This window comes from Rhizobium sp. BR 317 (assembly GCF_047445835.1).
Taxonomy (GTDB): domain Bacteria; phylum Pseudomonadota; class Alphaproteobacteria; order Rhizobiales; family Rhizobiaceae; genus Rhizobium; species Rhizobium paranaense.
Genome location: NZ_JARWLB010000034.1, coordinates 1 through 21,736, shown reverse-complemented (window position 1 = coordinate 21,736; position 21,736 = coordinate 1). Strand labels below are relative to the sequence as shown.

The 21,736-nt window shown below is 58.4% G+C and carries 18 protein-coding genes and 3 pseudogenes; 7 read left to right on the top strand and 14 right to left on the bottom strand.

Annotated features, from left to right (window positions below; translation table 11 throughout):
- Positions 1-83: 83 nt before the first annotated feature.
- The 5 genes from QD357_RS30270 to QD357_RS30250 all read right to left on the bottom strand — a co-directional run bounded on the left by QD357_RS30270 (position 84) and on the right by QD357_RS30250 (position 5,666).
- The gene (locus tag QD357_RS30270) at positions 84-500 is read right to left on the bottom strand and encodes a hypothetical protein (protein WP_107107268.1); all 417 of its coding nucleotides are present in this window, start codon (positions 498-500) and stop codon (positions 84-86) included.
- A gap of 90 nt (positions 501-590) precedes the next feature.
- Positions 591-2,219, bottom strand: coding sequence for a chaperonin GroEL (groL, locus tag QD357_RS30265; protein WP_107107269.1), 1,629 nt, complete (start codon positions 2,217-2,219; stop codon positions 591-593).
- Positions 2,220-2,284: 65 nt separating this feature from the next.
- Positions 2,285-2,584 (bottom strand): co-chaperone GroES, encoded by a 300-nt coding sequence (groES, locus tag QD357_RS30260; protein WP_107107270.1) that lies wholly within the window; start codon positions 2,582-2,584, stop codon positions 2,285-2,287.
- Positions 2,585-3,621: 1,037 nt separating this feature from the next.
- Positions 3,622-4,581, bottom strand: coding sequence for a sensor histidine kinase (locus tag QD357_RS30255; RefSeq protein WP_414125744.1), 960 nt, complete (start codon positions 4,579-4,581; stop codon positions 3,622-3,624).
- 422 nt (positions 4,582-5,003) lie between these two features.
- Positions 5,004-5,666 (bottom strand): response regulator transcription factor, encoded by a 663-nt coding sequence (locus tag QD357_RS30250; RefSeq protein ID WP_414125743.1) that lies wholly within the window; start codon positions 5,664-5,666, stop codon positions 5,004-5,006.
- A gap of 136 nt (positions 5,667-5,802) precedes the next feature.
- Between QD357_RS30250 and QD357_RS30245 the strand changes: the two genes are divergently transcribed.
- The 4 genes from QD357_RS30245 (at position 5,803) to QD357_RS30230 (ending at position 11,972) form a co-directional block, all read left to right on the top strand.
- Positions 5,803-6,309 (top strand): hypothetical protein, encoded by a 507-nt coding sequence (locus QD357_RS30245; RefSeq protein WP_414125742.1) that lies wholly within the window; start codon positions 5,803-5,805, stop codon positions 6,307-6,309.
- Positions 6,310-6,400: 91 nt separating this feature from the next.
- Positions 6,401-7,558: an efflux RND transporter periplasmic adaptor subunit gene (locus tag QD357_RS30240; RefSeq protein ID WP_414125741.1), complete on the top strand. Its 1,158-nt coding sequence runs from the start codon at positions 6,401-6,403 to the stop codon at positions 7,556-7,558.
- Complete coding sequence (locus tag QD357_RS30235; protein WP_414125740.1) at positions 7,555-10,725, top strand: efflux RND transporter permease subunit; 3,171 nt, start codon at positions 7,555-7,557, stop codon at positions 10,723-10,725. The genes QD357_RS30240 and QD357_RS30235 overlap by 4 nt, the downstream gene beginning before the upstream one ends.
- Entirely contained in the window at positions 10,722-11,972 is a 1,251-nt protein-coding gene (locus tag QD357_RS30230; protein ID WP_414125739.1) for an arsenic transporter, read from the top strand. The genes QD357_RS30235 and QD357_RS30230 overlap by 4 nt, the downstream gene beginning before the upstream one ends.
- A 635-nt stretch (positions 11,973-12,607) precedes the next feature.
- On the opposite strand, the gene QD357_RS30225 is transcribed toward QD357_RS30230, so the two are convergent.
- From QD357_RS30225 to QD357_RS30200, 6 genes and pseudogenes are all read right to left on the bottom strand, one after another.
- Positions 12,608-12,991 (bottom strand): hypothetical protein, encoded by a 384-nt coding sequence (locus tag QD357_RS30225; RefSeq protein ID WP_107107275.1) that lies wholly within the window; start codon positions 12,989-12,991, stop codon positions 12,608-12,610.
- A complete protein-coding gene (locus QD357_RS30220) occupies positions 12,988-13,089 on the bottom strand; it encodes a helix-turn-helix domain-containing protein (RefSeq protein ID WP_245407423.1) in 102 nt (33 codons plus the stop codon). Before QD357_RS30220 ends, QD357_RS30225 begins: the two co-directional genes overlap by 4 nt.
- A 117-nt stretch (positions 13,090-13,206) precedes the next feature.
- Positions 13,207-14,775, bottom strand: coding sequence for a hypothetical protein (locus QD357_RS30215; RefSeq protein WP_414125738.1), 1,569 nt, complete (start codon positions 14,773-14,775; stop codon positions 13,207-13,209).
- Between the two features lie 15 nt (positions 14,776-14,790).
- Positions 14,791-16,671, bottom strand: a complete 1,881-nt coding sequence (locus tag QD357_RS30210; protein ID WP_414125747.1) for a Tn3 family transposase — start codon at positions 16,669-16,671, stop codon at positions 14,791-14,793.
- On the bottom strand, positions 16,617-17,120 hold the full coding sequence (locus QD357_RS30205; protein WP_245407422.1) for a hypothetical protein: 504 nt from the start codon (positions 17,118-17,120) through the stop codon (positions 16,617-16,619). The genes QD357_RS30210 and QD357_RS30205 overlap by 55 nt, the downstream gene beginning before the upstream one ends.
- A gap of 43 nt (positions 17,121-17,163) precedes the next feature.
- Positions 17,164-17,699: pseudogene (locus tag QD357_RS30200) on the bottom strand (DUF4158 domain-containing protein).
- Between the two features lie 123 nt (positions 17,700-17,822).
- Here QD357_RS30200 and QD357_RS30195 point away from each other — a divergent pair.
- Positions 17,823-18,104: pseudogene (locus tag QD357_RS30195) on the top strand (MFS transporter); the annotation flags it as partial.
- A gap of 31 nt (positions 18,105-18,135) precedes the next feature.
- Here the strand turns inward: QD357_RS30195 and QD357_RS30190 are convergent.
- Positions 18,136-18,377 (bottom strand): annotated as a pseudogene (locus QD357_RS30190) (hypothetical protein); the annotation flags it as partial.
- 131 nt (positions 18,378-18,508) lie between these two features.
- On the opposite strand from QD357_RS30190, the gene QD357_RS30185 reads away from it, so the two are divergent.
- Positions 18,509-19,288, top strand: a complete 780-nt coding sequence (locus QD357_RS30185) for a hypothetical protein (RefSeq protein ID WP_183941355.1) — start codon at positions 18,509-18,511, stop codon at positions 19,286-19,288.
- Complete coding sequence (locus QD357_RS30180; protein WP_414125737.1) at positions 19,285-19,914, top strand: RES family NAD+ phosphorylase; 630 nt, start codon at positions 19,285-19,287, stop codon at positions 19,912-19,914. Before QD357_RS30185 ends, QD357_RS30180 begins: the two co-directional genes overlap by 4 nt.
- A 216-nt stretch (positions 19,915-20,130) precedes the next feature.
- Here the strand turns inward: QD357_RS30180 and QD357_RS30175 are convergent, their stop codons facing one another.
- Together QD357_RS30175 and QD357_RS30170 are read right to left on the bottom strand one after the other, a co-directional pair.
- Positions 20,131-21,405 carry a BID domain-containing protein gene (locus tag QD357_RS30175; protein WP_183941351.1) on the bottom strand — a complete coding sequence of 425 codons (1,275 nt, stop codon included), beginning with the start codon at positions 21,403-21,405 and terminating at the stop codon, positions 20,131-20,133.
- Positions 21,406-21,595: 190 nt separating this feature from the next.
- The coding region (locus tag QD357_RS30170; RefSeq protein WP_414125746.1) for an ATP-binding protein at positions 21,596-21,736 on the bottom strand (141 nt) is incomplete at its 5' end.

Genomic DNA, 21,736 nt, shown 5'->3' with positions numbered 1-21,736 from the left:
CGGCAAAACCTCCGCTATTGAGCAAAGAGTCGTCGGCAAAAATCAGGTCCGCGTCCTCAAAGCGGCGCGGCAGCAAGCACGGCCTATATCTCAAGCGGTGGTGGGCGACGGTCTCCTTTCCGGTAGCTACATAGGCCAAAGCCGCCAAACCCGCGTGTTTGCCGTTGTCGGCGATGCGGTTGATTGAAGGAACCGGATGGGTCCTGGCCTACAGATCGCTGGCCGTCCTCGTCCAATGCCTTCAACGCTTCAATGATCTCATCATAGGAGACCGCTTTGTTCGACCCGGGATAAAGGCGAAGGGCCGGAGCGGACTCGACGGCAAAGATGTCGGATGCCCAAGAGGCAAGAATGGCCCGCTTCTCTTGCTTGCCGATGCCAGGGGCCGCAAGCACATCACGCGGGTGTTCGAAATGTTTAGCCGGATGAAGCAGATGCGCGGCGCTGATCGCTGCCGTGGCTTCCTCCGGTATCGAGTTGCTAATGCTTTCCTTTCTCATCGTTGACTCCATAGATCTTCACCGATGGAACTTGAATAGTTTGATCATGTGAAGGGGAGGCCCACCCGAGGGCAGGCCTCTTTGGTCGCATCAGAAGTCCATTCCGGCGCCCGGAGGTAAAGCGGGAAGGACTTCCTTCTTCGGCTTTTCGGCGATCATGGCCTCGGTCGTCACCAGCAGGCCGGCAACCGAAGCGGCATCCTGAAGTGCCGTGCGCACGACCTTGGCCGGATCGATAACACCCTGGGCATAAAGGTCGCCATATTGGTTAGTTTGAGCATTCCAGCCAAACGAGAACTCGCTTTTCTCGCGCAGCTTGCCCACAATGATCGAGCCTTCCGCTCCAGCATTCTCAGCGATTTGGCGAACCGGCGCCTCGATCGCCCGCCGGACAATATCAACGCCAACGCGTTGGTCGTCATTGTCGGTCTTTAGTCCGTCGAGAGTATTGACAGCGCGCAGCAGCGCCACGCCACCACCCGGCAGGATACCTTCCTCGACGGCGGCCCGCGTCGCATGCAGTGCATCGTCGACGCGATCCTTCTTTTCCTTCACCTCGACTTCTGTCGAGCCACCGACGCGGATGACGGCAACGCCGCCAGCGAGCTTGGCAAGGCGTTCCTGCAGTTTTTCGCGGTCGTAGTCGGAGGTGGTTTCTTCGATCTGGGCCCGGATCTGGGCAACACGCGCGTCGATCTCAGATTTCGAGCCGACGCCGTCGATAATCGTCGTGTTTTCCTTCTCGATGGTAACCCTCTTTGCCCGGCCAAGCATGTTCAACGTCACATTCTCGAGCTTGATGCCGAGGTCTTCGGAGATGACAGTGCCGCCCGCCAGGATGGCTATATCTTCCAGCATCGCCTTGCGGCGATCGCCGAAGCCCGGAGCCTTGACGGCAGCGATCTTCAGGCCACCGCGCAGCTTGTTGACGACGAGCGTTGCCAGCGCTTCGCCTTCGACGTCTTCAGCGATGATAAGGAGCGGCTTCCCCGACTGTACTACGGCTTCAAGGATGGGCAGCATGGCCTGCAGATTCGACAGCTTCTTTTCATGTATGAGGATATAGGGATCCTCGAACTCAACCCGCATCTTGTCCGGGTTGGTCACGAAGTAGGGGCTGAGATAGCCACGGTCGAACTGCATGCCTTCGACGACTTCGAGTTCGGTGTCTGCGGTCTTGGCTTCTTCCACCGTAATGACGCCTTCATTTCCGACCCTTTCCATCGCCTCGGCAAGAAATCGGCCGACTTCTGCATCGCCATTGGCAGAAATGGTACCAACCTGGGCAATCTCGGAATTGTTGGATATCTTGCGGGCGTTGGTCTTCAGTTCCTTGACGACGGCCTCGACGGCAAGGTCGATGCCCCGCTTCAGATCCATTGGGTTCATGCCTGAAGCAACCGCCTTGGCGCCTTCCTTTACGATGGCCTGGGCAAGCACCGTCGCGGTTGTCGTGCCATCGCCAGCGATGTCGTTGGTCTTGGAAGCGACTTCGCGCAGCATCTGCGCGCCCATGTTCTCGAACTTGTCTTCGAGCTCGATTTCCTTGGCGACGGTGACCCCGTCCTTGGTGATGCGCGGAGCGCCGAAGGACTTGTCAATCACGACGTTGCGGCCCTTCGGGCCGAGCGTAACCTTCACGGCATTAGCGAGCACGTCGACCCCACGCAGCATGCGTTCACGTGCATCGGTGTGGAATTTGACTTCTTTCGCAGCCATTTCTTCAACTCCTCAATAGGCAGCTATCTGACTGATGATTTCGGGTAGATGGCTCAAGCAGTCTTCTACTCGGCCTGGGTTTCGATGATGCCCATGACATCGCTTTCCTTCATAATCAGGAGATCTTCGCCATTGATCTTGATCTCGGTGCCCGACCATTTTCCAAACAGGATACGGTCGCCGGCCTTGACATCGAGTGCCTGGATCTGGCCGGCATCACTGCGCGCGCCGGGGCCAACGGCGATAACCTCCCCCTCCTGCGGCTTTTCCTTGGCGGTGTCCGGAATGATGATACCGCCCTTGGTCTTTTCTTCCGATTCGACCCGGCGGATGAGAATGCGATCGTGAAGTGGTCGGAACGACATGTTTTCCTCCGATGGACAATCAATAGTAACGTTGTTCCCCTGGCCGGACCGGATGACCAGTCCKGGCGGGTGCAAAACCTCGATCGAGCTTTTTGCGCGAAATGATCTGGTTTTGGGATTTTTCKATTTCAAGGGGAGGAAACAAAAAAATTAGCACTCCCGCAACGTTGCTGCTAACAATGCGGAAAGGAAGAATAAATTGGCGATCCGAGTTGAGAAGCCCGGTAATCGCCGCAAATTTTGCACGAGCTTCGAAGTGTCATTAAAGGGAAAAAAGAACGTCCTCAAGAGATCGCGCCGCTCTCAGTTGCGCAGGCTGTTTGAGCTCCCTTTTCAGGTTCGAGGACGCCGTGAACTCTTGGATTCATGGCTCCCCTTGAAGATGCGCCGTGACACGCTGCCGAAGGCATCGGCGCAGCCTCACCTTGGTCCGCAATAGTCGAACTGCAGATCGCCCCGCCGAAGATGCTGTACGATCTTCCCCAGCATAAAAATAGCCGCCAATGTTGTTGCAGTTCCAGGCCACAGATTGGGATTTTCGCTGTTAACTGTTCCTTCCGTCTGTGCGCGGATGACGGCTAGCCGCTGCCGGAGGTCGGCTACTTCCCTGCGCAGCCACACGATCTCTTCCTTGCAGCCTCTAGCTCGTCCGGTTCTTCAGACTCCTCAATATCTACATCGAAGTCTTCTTCTAGTTCGGCGATGTATTGATCGAACTCATTGCGGCTTTGGAACCCTTTCAGCCGAATGTTGGTCATGCTCTCGGGCGAAAAAGAGGACGGCAGATTGTGACGAACGGCTGCCAAGCACCTGTGAACCCCGCATCCCTGTTCGGCGCCTATGAACACTCGGTGGCCACATCCTCGGGATGGGTCGACCGACGTTTGCGACAAACAACACTCTGGGAAAACCGCCAGAGCTAAAACAGACTCAGCATTTGGCTCTGCCTGTGTCTGGAACCATCGGAGTTGGCACTGCCTTGCTTTTGGTGAGGTTCGAATCCAAGTACCCGGGAGCGTTGGCTAGGATAAGCGCCCTCACGAAGACCGCGCAAAATCGCGCGCATGTGCATCTGGTAACGCCACGACGGCAATAAGTCCGTTTTCTGGCCTGGCTTGCAATTTGACGTACCCGCCGTAAAGCTCGGCGACCTCTTTGGCGATCGACAACCCGAAGCCGTCACCCGCAACGGTCTCGTCAAGCCTGACGCCCGGTTTCATCGCTTCGGCGATCCGGCTTTGCTCAATACCTGGCCCGTCGTCCTCTATTGAGATCAGCACCATAGCGCCTTCGGCGGTGCTTGTTATTCGAACTGAGCTTGCCGCCCATTTGAACGCGTTGTCGATGATCCCACCGAGAACCTCGTCAGTATCCTCCGCCGAACAGCTTATGCGGAGATCGGAACCGACGGTTGTAACGACACTAAGGCGTCGCTCTGCATAAAGCTTCGACATCATCTGCACTATGTCGTCCACGCGCGACCGAAGATCTGTCGACGAAGCCAATCCCGCCTCCGAAACTCCAGCCCTCGCCCTTCCCAAATGGTGTCGAATCCTTCGATCAATTCGACCAACAAGGTGTCGCGCCTCGCCGGTCGGGTCGTTTTTGCCATCGAGCGCGAGATAAAGGCTCGCGACCGGCGTTTTCAGTCCATGCGCCAGATTGGCAAACTGGAGCCGGGTCTCGGCAAGCCGCTTGCGATTGTGCTCGACCAGACGATTGATTTCCCCAATGACGGGGCGAAGCTCATCGACTTCGGTTTGCGGCAGTTCACGGAGCCGCCCTGACGAAATTTCTGCAATCTGTCCGGACAACGCACGCAGCGGCAAGAGGCCGAATCGGACCTGAAACAAAATCCCGACGCCGAGAATGGCCCCAAGAGCCAGCATCGCCGGCACCAGAAGTGCGAGCGCTCTTGCAGCGGGAGCCGCCAGCGCGACGTTAGGGGCGGTCGCGAGGATTTCGACTGCCTTTCCACCCACGAAGGTCTGCGCCACACGAAAGTGGAGTGCCTCGCCCTTGTCTCCAGGCCCGTCCGCCGGCTGCGGGCTCCCTTTAAGAAGCCGCTTCCAGTCAAGCGCTCGCGGCGGACTGGCAATGCTGCCTCCATCGAGTGATCTTGAGGATAAATGGCGGCCGTCGGCGGTGACCTGCCAGTACCACCCGGAGCCGATACGATCAAAGGGAGGGCCATCGGGATTGCCTGAAAGAGCAAGCGTGCCGTCCGGATTGAATCTCAGAGCGCTGCGAACAGCGTCGATTTGCAGATCGAGCCGCTGATCGACCTGTTGCCTGACCACAGTCGCAACGATGAACCAGAGGACAAAAGCGGCAACGACCAATGCCGCCACTGCGTAGATCATCGAAAACGCGATCAGGCGGCCGGCAATCGTTCTGCGCGGTGACGGCAATTGTAGCTTCACTGGCCGGTCCTCAGCATGTAGCCGCGTCCCCTCTCCGTCCCGATCCTCTCGGCACCAATCTTTCGCCTCAGCCTGGCGATGATCACCTCAATCGAATTGGAATCCACGTCCGTGTCTCCCTCGTAGACCCGCTCGATAAGTTCGCGCCTATCCACGATGACATCCTTGCGCAAGATCAGGCAGGAGAGGACCCGCCATTCGAACGCCGTCAGCCTCAGCGGAAGTCCCGCGAGCTCGAATGTTCCGAGTTGCGCGTCGAACGAAAGATCTCCGCAGGTGATCACCGAGGCGGCATGACCTGTCGCCCGCCGCACCAGAGCACGAAGGCGTAAAATGAGTTCTTCGATTTTGAATGGCTTCGTCAGAAAATCGTCAGCTCCCGCCTTGAAGGCGGCGACCTTGTCAGGCCAGCCATCTCGCGCAGTGAGAACGAGCACCGGAAGCGTCCGCTCCGCGCTCCGCCAGGACTTGAGCACCGTCACTCCGTCGATTTTAGGTAAGCCGAGGTCCAACACGGCGACATCGAAGATCTCGGTCAGGCCGGCGTGTTCGGCGTCTTCTCCGTTCCTGGCGATGTCCACCACGAAGTTTTCCGCCCGCAGGCTCGCCGCAATGCGGTTGGAAAGATCGGCATCATCTTCGACTAGGAGGACCCGCATCGCACACTCGCTTGTGACCGGTTGCTCCCAATGAACTAGGGCGACGTTGCTTAACTGAAACTGAACCGCAACATTCAGCGTGGATCGAGCACATGCCGGTTATTGTCCTCCAGTCAAACGAACGGGAGACAATATCATGTCTATCGAAAACGAAGCGCCCCAAACATTGCCGGAGAGAGGCGGGGGCAAAGGGCTGAGGCGCCGGCCAGCCGCTCACCTTGCCGCCTTCGGCATTGCAGCCGTGACGGTCCTCGCCATCGGAGCGGCGGGCGGTGCAGCGGCAATGAGATTCATCCGCCCAAGTGTCGAATTGGCACCTTTGTCTCCCGTGTCCATCTCGAGCCTGAAGGACGACTGGGGCGTGGTGACCATCAAGGGAAAGGTCGCCGAGATCTATGGCAACAAGTTCATCGTTCAAGACGACAGCGGCCGGGCATTGATCGAAACGGGACCGGCGGGKGACGACGGCAAGCTTGTCAGCGTCGCCGAGGCGGTCAGTGTTCAGGGTCGCTTCGACCATGGTTTTCTGCATGCGAGCTACATCGTCCATCAGGACGGCAAGACCGATGTGCTTCGTTCCCCGCCCCGCCGGCCTCCGCATGGCGGACCGATTGAGGACTTCCTCAAACGATTGAGACCGTAATCGTGCAGTAATTAGCTGGCTGGTGCGACTTGAGAGTGCCGTTGAACCAACCTCGTCGGCGCGATCAGTCGACCTTCAGGGAGTGGCAGGTATGATAAGTCCTTTGGTTCAACGGCTTGCCACCTCCGGCAAAAGCGTGTGCGGCGTTGCGTTGATAAGCGTTGTCGCCATCCATGCCAGTCCCTTGTCGGCGGGAGACGCTCCTCCCGTTCCAGTGACCGCCATCAAGGCGCAAACCGAGACGATCGACCGGGTTATCAACGGCATAGGCACCGTCGCGCCTCTTCAGTCCGTCACCGTTCGTCCGCGTATCGATGGCCAAGTCGTCGACATGCCCTTTGCCGAGGGACAGATGGTGGAGAAGGGAGCAGTCCTCCTCAAGCTGGACGACCGTGAGCTCCTGTCGGCGCTGGCCTCCGCCAAGGCGAAAAAGGCTCAAGACGAAGCGCAGTTGAACAGCGCGCGGACAGACGCGCAGCGCTATGCGGCACTCGCCGAAAAAGGCATCGCCTCCACCTCGATGCTCGAAAAGAAGACCGCCTCCAGCGAGCAATATGCGGCTGCGGTGCGGTACGACGACGCTATTATCGAGAGCGCGGAGACCCAACTCGGATTTGCAACGGTCACCGCGCCCCTCTCCGGGCGCACCGGGTTCAAGCAGGTCAATGTTGGAAGTGTTGTCAGCGCGAGTTCGACCAACGGGATCGTGACCATCACGCAGATGGATCCTATCGCCGTCTCCTTCGTAGCACCGGGTGACAAGTTTGGTGAAATCAGGGATGCGCTTAACCAGGGTGTCGCCGAGGTTACGCTGACAAGCACGGACGGCAGCCACATCCTTGCCAAGGGGAAACTGACCACCCTGGACAATGCCGTCGACGTTTCAAACGGCTCCATCCACCTCAAGGCAATCTTCGACAATAAGGCTGGCACTCTCTGGCCGGGCCTCCCGGTTGCGACGACGCTGACAGTGGAAAAACGGACCGGCATCGTCGTTCCGGATAAGGCGCTCGGCCGAGGCAGCGACGGCCTCTACGCTTATGTCGTCAGGCCTGAGGGCAAAATCGAAAAGAGGGAGGTCAAAACGGCTTTCGTCACGGCCGCAAAGGCGCTCGTCACCGACGGCATACATGATGGTGATGAGGTCGTCATGGACGGTCAGTCGCGCATCGGCGATGGCGTCAAGGTTTCGGTCACAGCCTGGTCCGGATCGCCGACGGGTGAGCTCGCCGAGAAGGCAACGCCATGATCAGCGAGCAAGATATCGGCCCGGCAAGGACCAATGGGCTCTTCGATTTCTTCATCACGCATCCGGTGGCGACGGGTCTGATCATGAGTGGCATCTTCCTGCTTGGAGCGATCTGCTATCCGTTCATGCCGGTCTCGGCTCTGCCCCAGATCGACTTCCCGACCATACAGATTGCCGCGAACCTTCCCGGCGCGTCACCGGAGACGATGGCGGCGAGCGTTGCGCAGCCGATCGAGGATGCTCTGTCGCGTGTCAGCGGCATTACCGAATTGACATCAAACAGTTCGCTGGGGACGACATCAATCACGGTGCAGTTCGGCCTCGATCAGGATATCCAGACAGCGGCGAGCGACGTTCAAACCGCCGTCAGCGAAGCAGCCGGCCAACTGCCGAAGGACATGACGTCGTTGCCGACGGTACATAAGGCAAATCCCGCCGACGCTCCGGTCATGCAACTCTCGGCCAGTTCGAATACCCTTACCCTTCCGGAACTCGACGAATATATCGAACGCAACGTCGCATCGAAGATCCGCCAGGTTTCCGGAGTCGCCTTCGTCAACATCGGCGGCAGGCAAAAGCCGGCAATCCGCATCGCCGTCGATCCCGGCCGGTTGGCGCAGGCGGATGTCACTCTGGAGGACGTCCGTACCGCGATCGGCAACCTCAGCCTCAGCGCACCGAAGGGAAATATCGATGATCCAACGCGAACCTTCCCGATCGATACGAACGACCAGATTGGCAGCAGTGCCGATTGGAATGATGCCGTCATCGCCTACCGCAACGGTGGCCCTGTTCGCATCCGCGACATCGGTCAGGCAATCGATGGCGCCGAGGACAACAAGATGGCGCATTGGACGGACGGCGAGCGCGGCATCGCGCTTGACGTCTTCCGCCAACCGGGTGCCAATGTCATTGCCGTCGTCAATGCGGTGAAAAAGCAGCTACCCGCACTTCAGGCATCCCTGCCGAAGTCTATCAAGCTTGATCTGGTGACGGACCGCACCAACACGATCAGGGCATCGGTCGATGATGTCCAATTCACGCTGATGCTGGCGATCGGCCTTGTCGTCGTCGTGATCTTCCTGTTCCTGCGAAGCCTGCGCGCCACCATCATTCCGGTGCTGACTTTGCCGATCGCGCTCGCCGGCTCTCTCGCGCCGATGTGGGTTCTCGGCTTCAGCCTGGACAATCTCTCGCTGATGGCACTCGTGGTCGCCATCGGCTTTGTCGTCGATGATGCGATCGTCATGCTCGAAAACATAACCCGGCACATCGAGGATGGCGTCAAGCCGCTCGAGGCAGCACGCACGGGTGCTCGCGAGATCGGCTTCACGATCGTCTCGATCAGCCTTTCGCTGATCTCCGTGTTGATCCCGATCCTCCTAATGGGTGGCATTGTCGGCCGGCTGTTTCGCGAGTTCGCAATCACCTTGACGGTCGCGATCGTGATTTCCGCAGTTGTCTCTCTAACCCTGACACCTATGCTGGCGTCGAAGTTCATTCCTCCAGTCGGCAAACATCAGCGTGGACGCTTTTATCAGGTTGGCGAAGCCTTCTTCGAGCGGCTCACCGCCCTCTACATCCGCAGCCTTAAGCCCGTCATCCGCCACAGGTTTCTGACGCTCATCGTCTTTATCGGCACAATTGTTGCAACAGCCTACCTGTTCATTGTTGCGCCGAAGGGGTTTTTCCCCGAGCAGGATACCGGCTTCATTGCCGGCCTGTCCCAAGCCTCGCCCGACATCTCCTTCACGGAAATGACCAAGCTGCAGGAACGCGTCAGCGCGATCATCATGAAGGATCCGGCCGTCTATAGCGTGTTCATGGACATCGGTGGCGGCAATGGTGGCAATGCACTCAACCAGGGTCACGTCAACATCACGTTGAAACCGTTGGAAGATCGGGACGCAAGTGCCAAACAGGTCATCGACAGATTGGGCACAGCACTGGCCACCCAGCAAGGCATCAAGCTGTTTATGCAGTCGGCGCAGGATATCAACATCGGAGCACGCCCGGCCAAGACCCAGTATCAGTTCACGCTGCAGGACGCCGATATCCAGGAGTTGGGCGACTGGGCAACGAAGATGACGAACCGCCTTCAGGGGATCTCGGCGCTGCGCGATGTCGGCAGCGATCAGCAGGCCGAAGCCCCCAATCTGTCGATCAAGATGGACCGTGCCGCAGCATCGCTCTACGGCGTCCTCCCGTCCACAATCGATGAGACGCTTTACGACGCCTTCGGTCAGCGGCAAGTCGCCTCCTACTCAACGCAGACGGATACGTTCCGGGTCGTGCTGGAGGTCCTACCAAATCTCCAGCGCGACATTGCAACGCTTGATCGCCTTTCGGTCCGCGCAAATAACGGCACCTTGGTGCCGCTTTCGGTCGTTGCGAAATGGACGACGGACGGCGTCTCTCCGGTTTCAATCGCGCATCAGGGCCAGTCGCCAGCCGTCACCATCTCGTTCAATCTGGCGCCAAACGTGGCACTTGGGGAGGCGACACAGGCAATCGAGAACGCCGTCGCGGACATGCATCCGCCGGTCTCGCTGCAGACGAGTTTCTCCGGAAGCGCCAAGGCCTTCAAGGATTCGCTTGGTACAGTGCCGTTGTTGATCCTGGCGTCGCTGGTGGTAGTCTACATTATTCTCGGCGTTCTCTATGAAAGCCTCATTCATCCATTAACAATCTTATCCACCCTGCCCTCTGCAGGTCTAGGAGCGTTGCTGGCCTTGCGGTTGGCGGGGTTCGACTTCGGTCTCGTGGCGATGATCGGCATTATCCTGCTGATCGGCATCGTCACGAAGAACGGCATCATGCTTGTCGATTTCGCGATCCAGGCAAAGCGAGGCGAAGGCCTGTACAGCGAGGACGCCATCGTCAAAGCGGCCGAGATGCGCTTCCGCCCTATACTGATGACGACGATGGCAGCTCTTCTCGGCGGTCTCCCGCTCGCCATCGGGCATGGAACCGGTTCCGAGCTGCGCCAACCACTTGGCTATGCCGTCGTCGGCGGGCTGCTGGTCAGCCAGTTGCTGACCCTTTATACGACCCCCGTCATCTATCTACTGTTCGACAGGCTTCGCAACGGGGCCGCTGGGCAGATGAGAGCTCGATCCGCGGACCAGGACGTCGATCAGCAGTTTCATATCCGAGGCAAAGCATGAATACACCGCTCTATACCTCAGCCATCGCCGCAGCCACAGCCGCTGGGGTGGTCACCCGTCCCTTTCGACTGCCCGAAGCCGTCTGGGCTGTCGCCGGGGCAACGCTGATCCTCATCCTCGGCATCATACCACCCGACGAAGTCTGGTCAGGGATCACCAAGGGCTTCGACGTCTATCTCTTTCTAATCGGCATGATGCTGCTGTCGGAACTCGCTCGGCGGGAAGGTCTATTCGACTGGATCGCCGCTATCGCCACCTCATACGCCAAGGGATCTTCGCGACGACTGTTCGTGCTTGTCTATGTCGTTGGCATCATCGTGACCGCATTGCTTTCAAACGACGCGACAGCCGTTGTCCTGACGCCAGCCGTCTACGCCGCATGTCGTGCGGCCAACGTAAAGGATCCACTCCCTTATCTTCTGATCTGCGCATTCATCGCCAATGCCGCAAGCTTTGTGCTGCCTATTTCCAATCCTGCCAATCTGGTGATCTTCGCGGGCGGAGAAATGCCGCCGCTGTCCCGTTGGATGGGCATATTCCTGGTGCCTTCTGTCGTGTCGATCGTCGTGACGTTCGTGGCGCTTTACTGGTCCCAGAGACGTGCCTTGGCCGGTGACACGATTGCTCCGCACGTCGATCGCCCGCCACTGACCCTATCCGCCAAACTGGCGGGAGGCGGCCTGATCTTGACCGCGATCTTGCTCCTCTCGGCATCGGCGATGCATCTCKACCTCGGCTTGCCCACCTTTGTCGCCGGAGTCCTGACGACCTTGCTCGTTATGACAATCATCCGGCAACATCCGATCGGCATTATCCGAGGTGTGAGCTGGAGCGTGCTGCCGCTGGTGGCCGGCTTGTTCGTTATCGTCGATGCCATCAATCATACTGGCATGACCGCAATGCTTGCCAATGAATTGAGGACGATTAGCGTGCAGTCCGAGGCGCGGGCAATCGCAATCGCCGGTATCGGCGTCGCGTTTGTCTCAAACCTCGTCAACAACCTGCCCGCCGGGCTGTTCGCGGGGAGCGCCGTTCAAACCGCGCAGGTTTCGAATCGTGTAGCAGGCGCGGTCCTCATTGGCGTCGATCTCGGCCCCAACCTTTCTGTGACAGGTTCGCTTGCGACGATACTGTGGCTCTCTGCGCTTCGCCGGGAGGGCTTTAGTGTCAGCGCGAGCTCGTTTCTGAAGGTGGGGCTAGTGGTGATGGTTCCCGCACTTCTCTTATCGCTGGCTGCCCTAGTTTGAACCTCGAATCCCCCACACCAAACCAATTGAGTAACGCCGTCGTCCTTCCAGCACTGGTTACAGGCGTCACTTTCCAATTGGGTGGTGTTTTGCTCAATGTGGTTCACACGCCGATAGACTTGTTGCTGTTGTCGGCGGGCATACCGACGAAAACGAAGGCGTGGCCAGGCCCACGGGCCAACGTTCTGAATTTCGCGCTCACTGTTAATGACAGTTGGGTTGTTTCCGCCGCCGAGCCAACTTCGGCATTAACCCTGAACGCAACCCAGTGTCGGCACCGCTGGTTAACTGAAGCCTTCAGGATCAGTCCATCCAAGGCAAGATCGTAACGGGCAAAGCATCTTCGGCTTGTAGGCTCGGTACTTTTCATGGGTCCAAGAAGCTGTCTGAGTAAAGAGCACGAATGGCTTCGCCTTGAACGGAATCGAACTGGAAACCACCTGCGCGAATAGCTAAGTACCTGCTAACGCTTATCGTCTTTGTTCGCCTCTGGCGTTGGTTCCCTTCGATGGACTATGCAATCTTTTTGGCCCAAAGCGTCAGCATCACACAGCAACAAGGCTTGCAGGGCTCGTGGAAGGCCCTGTCGGCTCGAAGCTGGGATTTTGGCCAAGTTGAAGAACGATTGGTGAACGTCAGGGTTTAACCTGTGCTTTAAGCAGCATGGCAACATTGTCGGCGGTGAACTTGAAGCCGCGGCGATCGGGAATACGCTCTACGGAGATAGGGTATTTGGGCCTTCGAGGATCAATGCCGGTGATGCGGAAGCGCTCACCGCTAGTGATGAACTCGCGTTCGAAGTCAGCAGCCTCCAGGCCGTATTGTTCGGCCAGCAAGGCGAACATCTCCTTAACCAGATTGAGAGGCTTACCGTCTGGCGCGTCCAGGCCACGCCACCCGGCACTTTCGATGACCAATCCGTGATCTGAGGTGATCTGTCTGCAAGCCTCAAGCATGCGGGCCTGAATCTGCTCGCAGGCGGCGGATGTCAAACGGGTGATGCGGTTGGCCTTGCTCATTCGGAAGCACTGTTGCGTACCTGATAGACCGTGCCACGCGATATGCCGAGATCGCGGGCGATCTTGCTGGGTCCCTGACCCTTTTGGAGGCGAAGCAGGATTTCTGCGCGGTCAATCTTCGGTGGGCGACCTTTGTAGATGCCACGTTTCCTGGCAGCGGCGATACCCTCAGCCTGCCGCTCGCGCCGCGTTCATGATGGGTATACGCAAAATTCTCACCACGGAGATCCGCCGCCCGCGTCCAGTGTGGTCATAACGATATCTTCCACGAGCGGGATGTCTTGTAGAGGATGCTTGTGCATCAGCGCGAAGGCCGCGGCTACCAGTGCTTTTGACATCCGCTCCTTCTTCGCCGATTTAAGAATGATCGCGGTTTGCAGAAATCGTCTCGCCCAAATGTCTCGCCGGCCTTCGAGAAAGGCCCAGATTCTTTTTTCAACAGTCCTTGCCGACCGAGATCCTTGGATGATGCTGCGTGTTTCTCCTGTGTCTTCAAACCAGCTGTCGGTGAACGGGACGAGCGCATCCAGTGCAGGCTCGTTGCGGAGCATCCGATCCAGCTCTGCCGCTGTCGCATTCTGGATTTCCTTTTGCGGATCTACGTAATCCAGCAAAGCCTGCAGATCCCTTTCCTGGGGCCGCAATTGGCTCAAGCTGCAAGCCTCCATGACGTCAATGAAGCCTGGCGCTGGTGGATGGCCGTTTTCCATCCCATCCGCCAGAGCCGCTTCCAGCAGCAGCTCGGCAGTCATTCGATCTATTCGGACGCCGTTTGCTTCCTGGCGGGCATAAGAGACGATGTTGGTTGCTTCGCGCTTTGAACGGCAACGAATGACAAAGGCATCTTTGATGCCGTATCCGATCTTTAACAGGATCATCGCGACAAATGTTCGGGCTTGCAGTTTTCCGACAATAGTCAGGCCTTGCGCTCCGACACCGTCAGCGGTGGTCGCCATGATGTCGCTGACTATCAGCTCCGCCCTGTTTTGATTGGAAACATCGGCAAGACCTTGTCGCCGAGCCAGCTTGCCAATGTCATCAATAGCCACCCGGGCGGCAGTCGCCGGCAACCAGCCGCGAATGATCGGCAAATAGGATAAAGTTTCAGGCTCCAGCTTCCCGCGCATGAGCCTTTCGCGCAGGGCGGCAGCCACGGCCTCTCGCGTCAATGATGCGCCGGACACCAGCCAATAGAGCGCACAGCGCTCCAGAAAGGGATTGTCGAGCCTCAACAGATGACGGACAAACGCGGCTTTGACCTCCTCGGGCATTCCTGCCGACATTTCATCCAAGCCACTGAAGAACTCATACGCGCCGCCGCCTTCAGCTTCAACTTCTGCCGCTAAAACGGCAAGCGCACCATCAAGATCCGGCATCGGGATCTCGTCGGCGGGATTTTCCCCAACCGGGTCGAGCATCAGTATGTCCGGTACGGGCAGACCGGCACGCCGATACAAGCCAGCGATTTTCAAACGATGAAGTGGCTCGCCAGTACCGGCAGCAATGTGAGTGTTGATCGCCTTCTCTGCATTTTCCAGGAAAGCCTTTCCATATGGGCTATCGTTCTCGACGCCCATTCGGGCCTCATCCAGCAACAATCCCAACAAGGTTGCCGCATCCGGATGATCGTCGATGGACTGCATAACCTCCGCAACGATGGCGTCGCAGGCCATGTCATCGGCCAGGAGATCATGCTTTGCTCTCTCGAAACAGAACTGGAACTGCGCCGACGACAACCCATGTTGGTAGAGAACATTCAGGCATGCTTCAGCAGTTTTAACCACTATCGTCTCCAAGAATTATGCCGCCAGCCGATCAAAATCGATCCGACTATTCAAGTCGAGATCGAAGCGGCCATAAGGATTGACGTGACTGTAGATCAGAGGCGTGAAGCCGCGATAGTCTTCCGGCGCCATCCGATCAGCCCATTTCGGTTCCACCAGCACGGTCTGAAGCATGCGTGTGTTTACATAAACCAGCGACGCTTGCAGCAGATGCAAAGCCAGGGCAGAGATCTCTTGCTGATCGATCCGATTGGTGGCGATCTCGCCGCCCTTGCCGAAGAAGACAAAGCCGTTGGCGCTGTTCCAGTTCTCGACGACATTCAGCCCCTCGTGGATTTCTCGACGGAACGATTCCTGGCGAAGACAGCGGCACAGGAATATCGTCTTGACCGCGCGGCCGAGCTCGCTCAGCGCCTTGTAGGTCGGGTGCATTATTTCGGCACGGGCAAACCGGCGCAAAATCGCCTCCGGGTCCGCCGTTCTCGTCTGCATGGCGGCCGTATATTTGACCATCTCGTCATATTGCTGCTCAATCTCGTCCCAGTTGATCGTGCCGGAAAGGACTGGCAGCAGATTCGGCAGCCTTGTGCGCATCGCCGCATCCGGGATGGCCAGCTTCTGGCGGGCAATCGCCTTCAGGCGTGGGGCGAGTTCAAAGCCGAGAAGGTGGCAAAATGCGAAACCKACGGCGCTCTGACCATGACTGTCGACATACTGGCGCTGGATTTCCATATCTGTGCAATGACGCAGCACGCCCTCGATCATGGAGGCGACCTCCGAGGATGAGCACCGTTTCAATTGCGAATAGACGCAGGTCGCGCGTTTTTCGACATGCCAGTAGATCATCACACCGCGCCCGCCGTAACGGGCATGCCATTCCGTCATAAGGTTCCGGTCCCACGCGCCGAACTTTGTCGAATCGGACGCGCAGGCCGTCCCCGCGTCTCCCCAGACAGCGGCATTGCGGCTCGCCAGCGTCGCGCTCGCCACCCGTGCGCAGGCCTCCCTCAGAGCCGGCGCATGGATGAAGCGGCGGTGAACATGCAGCAACTCCTCGTAGCTGACATCCGCAGTCGCGCCGGCGACCCGCTTGAGCCCGGCATTCGTGCCGAGACCATAAAGGCACAACAGAAGCCGCCGATCCAGCGCCTCGCGCGACAGGGCAAGTCTCGACGCCGATGTTTCGAAGGCCTCCAGCAGACCGGTGTCGAGGGCGGCTTCCTTCAGCACGTCGAGCAGTCCCGTCATCGGCCAGCGCTGACCGATCTCGCCCTTGATCGCTTCCAGCCTCTTCGGTTCCGGCAGAGGCTTGAACGGTGTGATCGAGATGCGGTTTTCGCCGCGCCATAGCAGCCGGACCTTGTCGTTTCGCGGGATCGTTTCGTTCAGAAGCAGCAACTCATGCTCAAGCTCCCGGCGGATGCCGGTCGTGAACGCTTGCGCGTCCGGGGTCAGGTTCAGGCCCGTGTAATAGGCGTCACGCCGGATTTCGAAGTCCTTGGGAAGATCGTCGTCAGGATTGCGATAGCGATCCGCGCCGACAACCCAAACCTCCTTGGAGCGGATGCGGTCACGCAACTGGGTGAGAACGCAAAGCTCATAGCTGATCCGGTTCACACGGCCATCGTCATCGATGACCGAACTCCGCCATCTGGCCGGAATAACCTCGTCGTTCGGCACATCCTCCATCGGCACAATCCGGCAGCCGTCATCCACCTTGCTCCTGATCCAATCCAGCGCCGCCAGAACCGGGCGCCACACGGTGTTGTTCGACCGGAATTCCAGAACCGAAAGCAGGCTGGGCAGCATGCGCCGGTAATGATTGGCCCAGGACGAGCGCATCACCTTATATATGCGCCGCTCGAGAGCCCCTTTCGCCTGGCTTTCCTTGACGATCGCCGCCAGCCTGTCGTTGCCGGCGATGGGAGGATGACATCGCAGACGCGCCCCGCCGGTTCGTCAATCGAGGCAACGGCAATCTCGACAAGCAATCTTTCCTTGCCATAGACCCGCTCGATGTCCTTCGCGACATCGCCCACCACCTTGCGTTTCGCGCGCGTTGCGATCTTGTGAACCGTCTCGATTAGCAGATCGACCATCACGTCCGTGAGCTGCGCTTGCCGTGACGAAAGATAAATCGCGTAGAGGCCGATTTGTCTGGCCGGCGCGTGCCGCCGCATCTCCCAGGCCTTCTCGCCGGCGACACGGCGAACAATCTGTTCCACCCATGTCTTGCCGGTCGTCGCCAAAATATCCCGTGGCAGATCAAGTTTCTGAATGAAAGCAAGTTTCGCCGTTATGCTGAGGATGTTTTCAAGCGACGCCTGGCCGACATCAGCTCTCATCGTGTTKAAGCCGGTCTGGCCGTCCGGATCGGCAATGGACGCTTCAACAATGCGACCGTGCCTGCTGAAAGAGGCGAGCGCTCACCCCGGTCAACCAGCTATCGAGATACTGCTGCCGTTGCGAACGCACCAGGCGTTCCAATTCCTTGTGCGACGGGCCGTATATACAACGGTTCCGGCACCACAGAAAAACCTGCTCGAGCATGGTGCCAACCGATTGCCCGGTCGGGCACAATTCGCCAGCGATCCACAACGTCAGCTCTTCCCGATCGGACGGCTTCAAGCGTCGAAAGCCGAGATGCTGCAAAATCTCGGCACAATGCCGGCGCGCAGTCCGGCCGGAGAAATCATACTGKGTCACGGCGTCAGCTTCGACACCAAGCTGCTTGGCCAGCCAGGAAACGCTGTCGGCGGGAACGAGGCATGGTCCTGTAAAAAGAAGGCGTGCGCGGCGAAGAACTTAAGCTGAACCGCCAATCCCAGTCGCGCCGGGGCCGGCTTGCCGTTCACAAATTCCATATCGGAAAAGCTCAGGCTCCAGCGCCCGATCAAATCCTCATTCGAAAGACTCAAACCCATCAATCTACTCCAGAATTCGGAGCAGACCGTCATTCCTCACGAATTCAACCGTCAATCACCGCAGCCATATTCCCACAACGTTCTTTCAACGTGGCCAAAATCCCAGCTTCGAGCCGACAGGTCCTGCTACTGCTGACAATCCGCGCCGCGCTTTCGCAGATGGACGTGCCKACGCGATCTTCCTACGTGATGGCGGTGGTGACGGAGGCGGAGCGGGCCGCGGCCGCAAGTTTCACCTCCGTGCCGCGCAGCCTTGCCGCGGCCGCCAGCCCGGCGCTGGCAGGGGTGCTGTTCGCCGCATCGTACCGCGCTTGGCCGCTCCTCATCTGCGGAACATTGAAGATCGCCTACGATCTGCTCTTGTTGTTGCAGTTCCGGCACCACAAACCTCCAGAGGAGCGCTGAGGGAATACAGATTTCTGACGGCCGCAGCACCTCATTCGAGCCTAGCGAGCCGCCCCTTGGGGCGTACCCTTAGGGCTCGCTCCGTCCTATCGGCGATCTGGGTTACGGCAAAGGCGATCACCAGTAGATCACGACTGCGACGAGGAAGGCCCCGAGCTAGTAGAACTTCAACGCCGCGGTCAACTGCGACGGGGCGAAGATGTCGACCACCTCGATCGCGAACCCGCGCGACAGCGTCTGCATGATCACCATGAACGAGCTCGCGAAGTCCGGAGTGGGGCATGCATCACCGAACGGCCAGCTAAGCCGCCTCACACTCGATCTAATTCGCCATCCTTGAAAAACGTGCTCGGGTGATATAGGTTATGCATCACGAGATAACCTGAATATTCTGGAGTAAATGAATGGCTACCTCCGACGGCCTTCGTGTCTATGACGGCGCCGAATTTGCGCACGCGTTGCAGACGGAGATGGGTTCCGTGGCCGATAAGAAAGGATCCGTGGCCGACAAAACCGTCGTCAGCCGCAAAAGCGGATTTCATATATCCGCTTTTACATCGAAGCTACGCAAGGCAATGGCAAATGCCATGCACGCCAAACCAGGTGCCGGCATCGATGACATGATGGTCGTGTTGGTTGAGACGCCCAACCGAGCCGTTCGGGATACCATACGTGATATCGTCGAGCACGTCCCCGCCATTGTGGAGGCCCGGCAAAGCAAGCTGACCGACGAAGCGATCGACGCGCTGGTGTCCGTTTATATGCGTGCCCCTCCGAGTGCCGAGGCCGAACGGCTCCTTTACGACAGCAATGCCAAGGCAAGAGCGCGCTTTTTGGAAAACTGGCCGAGCTTCACCAGCAAGGAGCTTGCCGACATCGCCGGACACGGATCAAAAAACAAGAGCATGACCGCTTCGCGGTGGAAGACAAAAGGCAAGGTGTTTTCCGTCAAACACGGTGGCTCCGAATATTTTCCCGCCTTCCAGTTCGATGATGGGCAGCCTATCGAAACAATCGGACAGGTCCTCACCAGGCTCGGTGAAAAAAAATCCGGCTGGCAGCTCGCCTTTTGGTTTACCTCGCCGAATGGCTGGCTCGATGGCAAGCGGCCTGTGGACGTTCTCGCAAACGGCAATGCGGTAACCCAGGCAGCGGCACGCGAGGCAGAAGACATCATCGGATGATTTCTCCGCCGCCTTCCCAGTTTCCCGCCTCGAACTCACATGAGATCAAGGCGGGAACAAAGTTTCATCGCGTCCACGACCAGCGCTTCGACAGCTGTGCGTTCAACCCTGGAATGGGACGACCGAGTCGTTTCGCGCCCCTGCTTCTCGGCGGCCATCCGATTCCAACGCAATATCTCGCCACGGATTTTGAATGTACCGTCCACGAGACTATTTTTCACGATGTACCGATCGAGGAATCCCACAAGACCGTCGGCGCCGACAACATCAAACCGCTCGCCCATTCGGTCGTACAACTCAAGCGAGACATCATTCTGGTGCCGCTCTTCACTCCGGACCTCGCCAAATGGCGCATCGGACGAGCTGACCTTGTAGACACGACGGCTGCTTCGTATGCGATCACCGCCCAGTGGGCACTGGCGATCCATCAAAATAGGCCGGACATTGACGGCCTTATTTGGACATCAAAGCGTTGCGATCCACAACAGGCGCTGCTGCTGTTCGGGGATCGGGTGTCGCAATCGAATTTGACAGAAGTTAGCAAGATCTCGATCTATTCGAATGTTGAGGAGATGCGGCAGATTGTAGGTTTCGCCGCCCGCGTCGATATCACCATCGTACTTTGACCCGACTCCGCAAGCCACACAGGTCGAGACACATGCCCCCAGATCACCCCGGTAGTGAAGGCCACCAGTGCTGCGCAAGGTCATGGTCCGATAACCTCAAACACTTTGCACCCCTGTCGATCGGACGGCAGTTTTCAAAACTGAAGGTAAAGGCAGGCGCAAATTCCTTGGCTCTGAGGAGCCGAGCTTTTTAACAGTGAGAGTTTGCAACAGCCCTTACCGATCGAGCCCTCTTTTGAGCGAAATATCCCGCTTGAGCACATGATCACGCGACAACTCCGCACGACGCACGCGGTCGACTGTCTGCGAAATCTTTTTGACCGCCTCCACCCGTGATCCGAGGGACCCATCGCGCTCGAGCTCAGCCCCAAACTTACGCGGATCTGCAGATCCGAACCGCTGACGCAAGGCAGCATCGATCGCCTTGGCCTCATCAAGCGCTTGCCGGCCCTCCAACGTCGACCACAGCTCGTTTATCCACCCGCTGCGCTCGGCTAAGGCCATCTGGTTGACCTTGGCAAGAATCTCGGCGCTACGGGGCGTCAGTCCCGGAACCTCGATGACATCGCGCTTTTCACGCTGCCATCGTTCGGCACTGAGCTCCTCGCCAAAACGACGCTGCCAGGTCACCGCAACGGACTCTGTGTGCGCGGCAACGGACCTCGCATAGTGTCGGGCTTGCTTGCGCTCTTTATTGTCCCCGAACCCGCCGGCTTTACCAAGCAAGTTCCCGAACCGCTCCGGCTCGCTGCCTAGCGCTTTCGCCAGAACCCTGCCGTCGGCGTTCTGATCGATAATGGCGCTGCGCAATCTATCAAGGACCGCATCGGCGTCGATGAACGTCTGTTTCGCGACAGCTTCGATAGCCTCCCAAGCGCGATCGAACGTCGACATCGCCTTCTCGCGAGCAACATCTTCGATACTGCGATCGTATCTTGTGATCGCCGGCAGCAGCGGCGCGGACCTGTCGATGTCAAAACTGGATTGTCGCGGCCCCTCGTTCTCATCAGGTAGCTCGATCTCGCTGCGAACCCCGAATTGCTCGGCGATCCCCCGCCGCGCGGCAAAGCCCCTGACATAGTCGAGCGTCGTCTCCTTCAGACCCGTTCGGCTGAGCCGCTCCTCTAATTGACGGAATGCAAGATCGTCACCGCGGTGAATCGTCCAGGCATTGCGCTCGACCATTTGTCCGTCTGGCAATCGCACCGTCTCCGACCCAGTAGGCCTGAGCCCAATCGTGTCACCGATCTCGGGCTTAGCCTCAGACATGGCACGCTCAAGATCCACACCCCAGGTGGTGTGCTCTTTTCCGCCAATCGTCTCCAACGTCACATAATAGCTCGGACGGTTCGTGACGTCGTTCTCATAAGGCGCCCTGCCATGCGCGACCAACCGTCCAACGTTGCGATCGGTGAACTCGTCTTCCAGAACCTCGACCTGCTCGCAAATCCCGACGAGCCGCGAGACCTTTTCGGCATGCTGATGCGCCATCAGGCTCGCGCCACGCAGGCGATTGCTTCCCTCCGCTACTGCTGACCGGCTCGGTCTTCGCGCGAACGAGGTTGCCTTACTATCTTTGGATGACATCGATTGGCACGCAGGCCTCGTTCGAGTGCATGGGAAAGGCGTGTCAAGCGAATCGAGGAATTGACCCCTCTGCCGAATTGAAGAACTGACCCCCTCATTGGTTTGCAGTTTCGTTGGTTTCAAGCGCCGCTCCGGCCTTCTGCAGAAGGCCGGAGCGGCGCTTTTCGCGAAGTCGGTAGCTATCGCCCCGAATGGTGATCACTGTCGAGTGGTGAAGCAGGCGATCCAATATTGC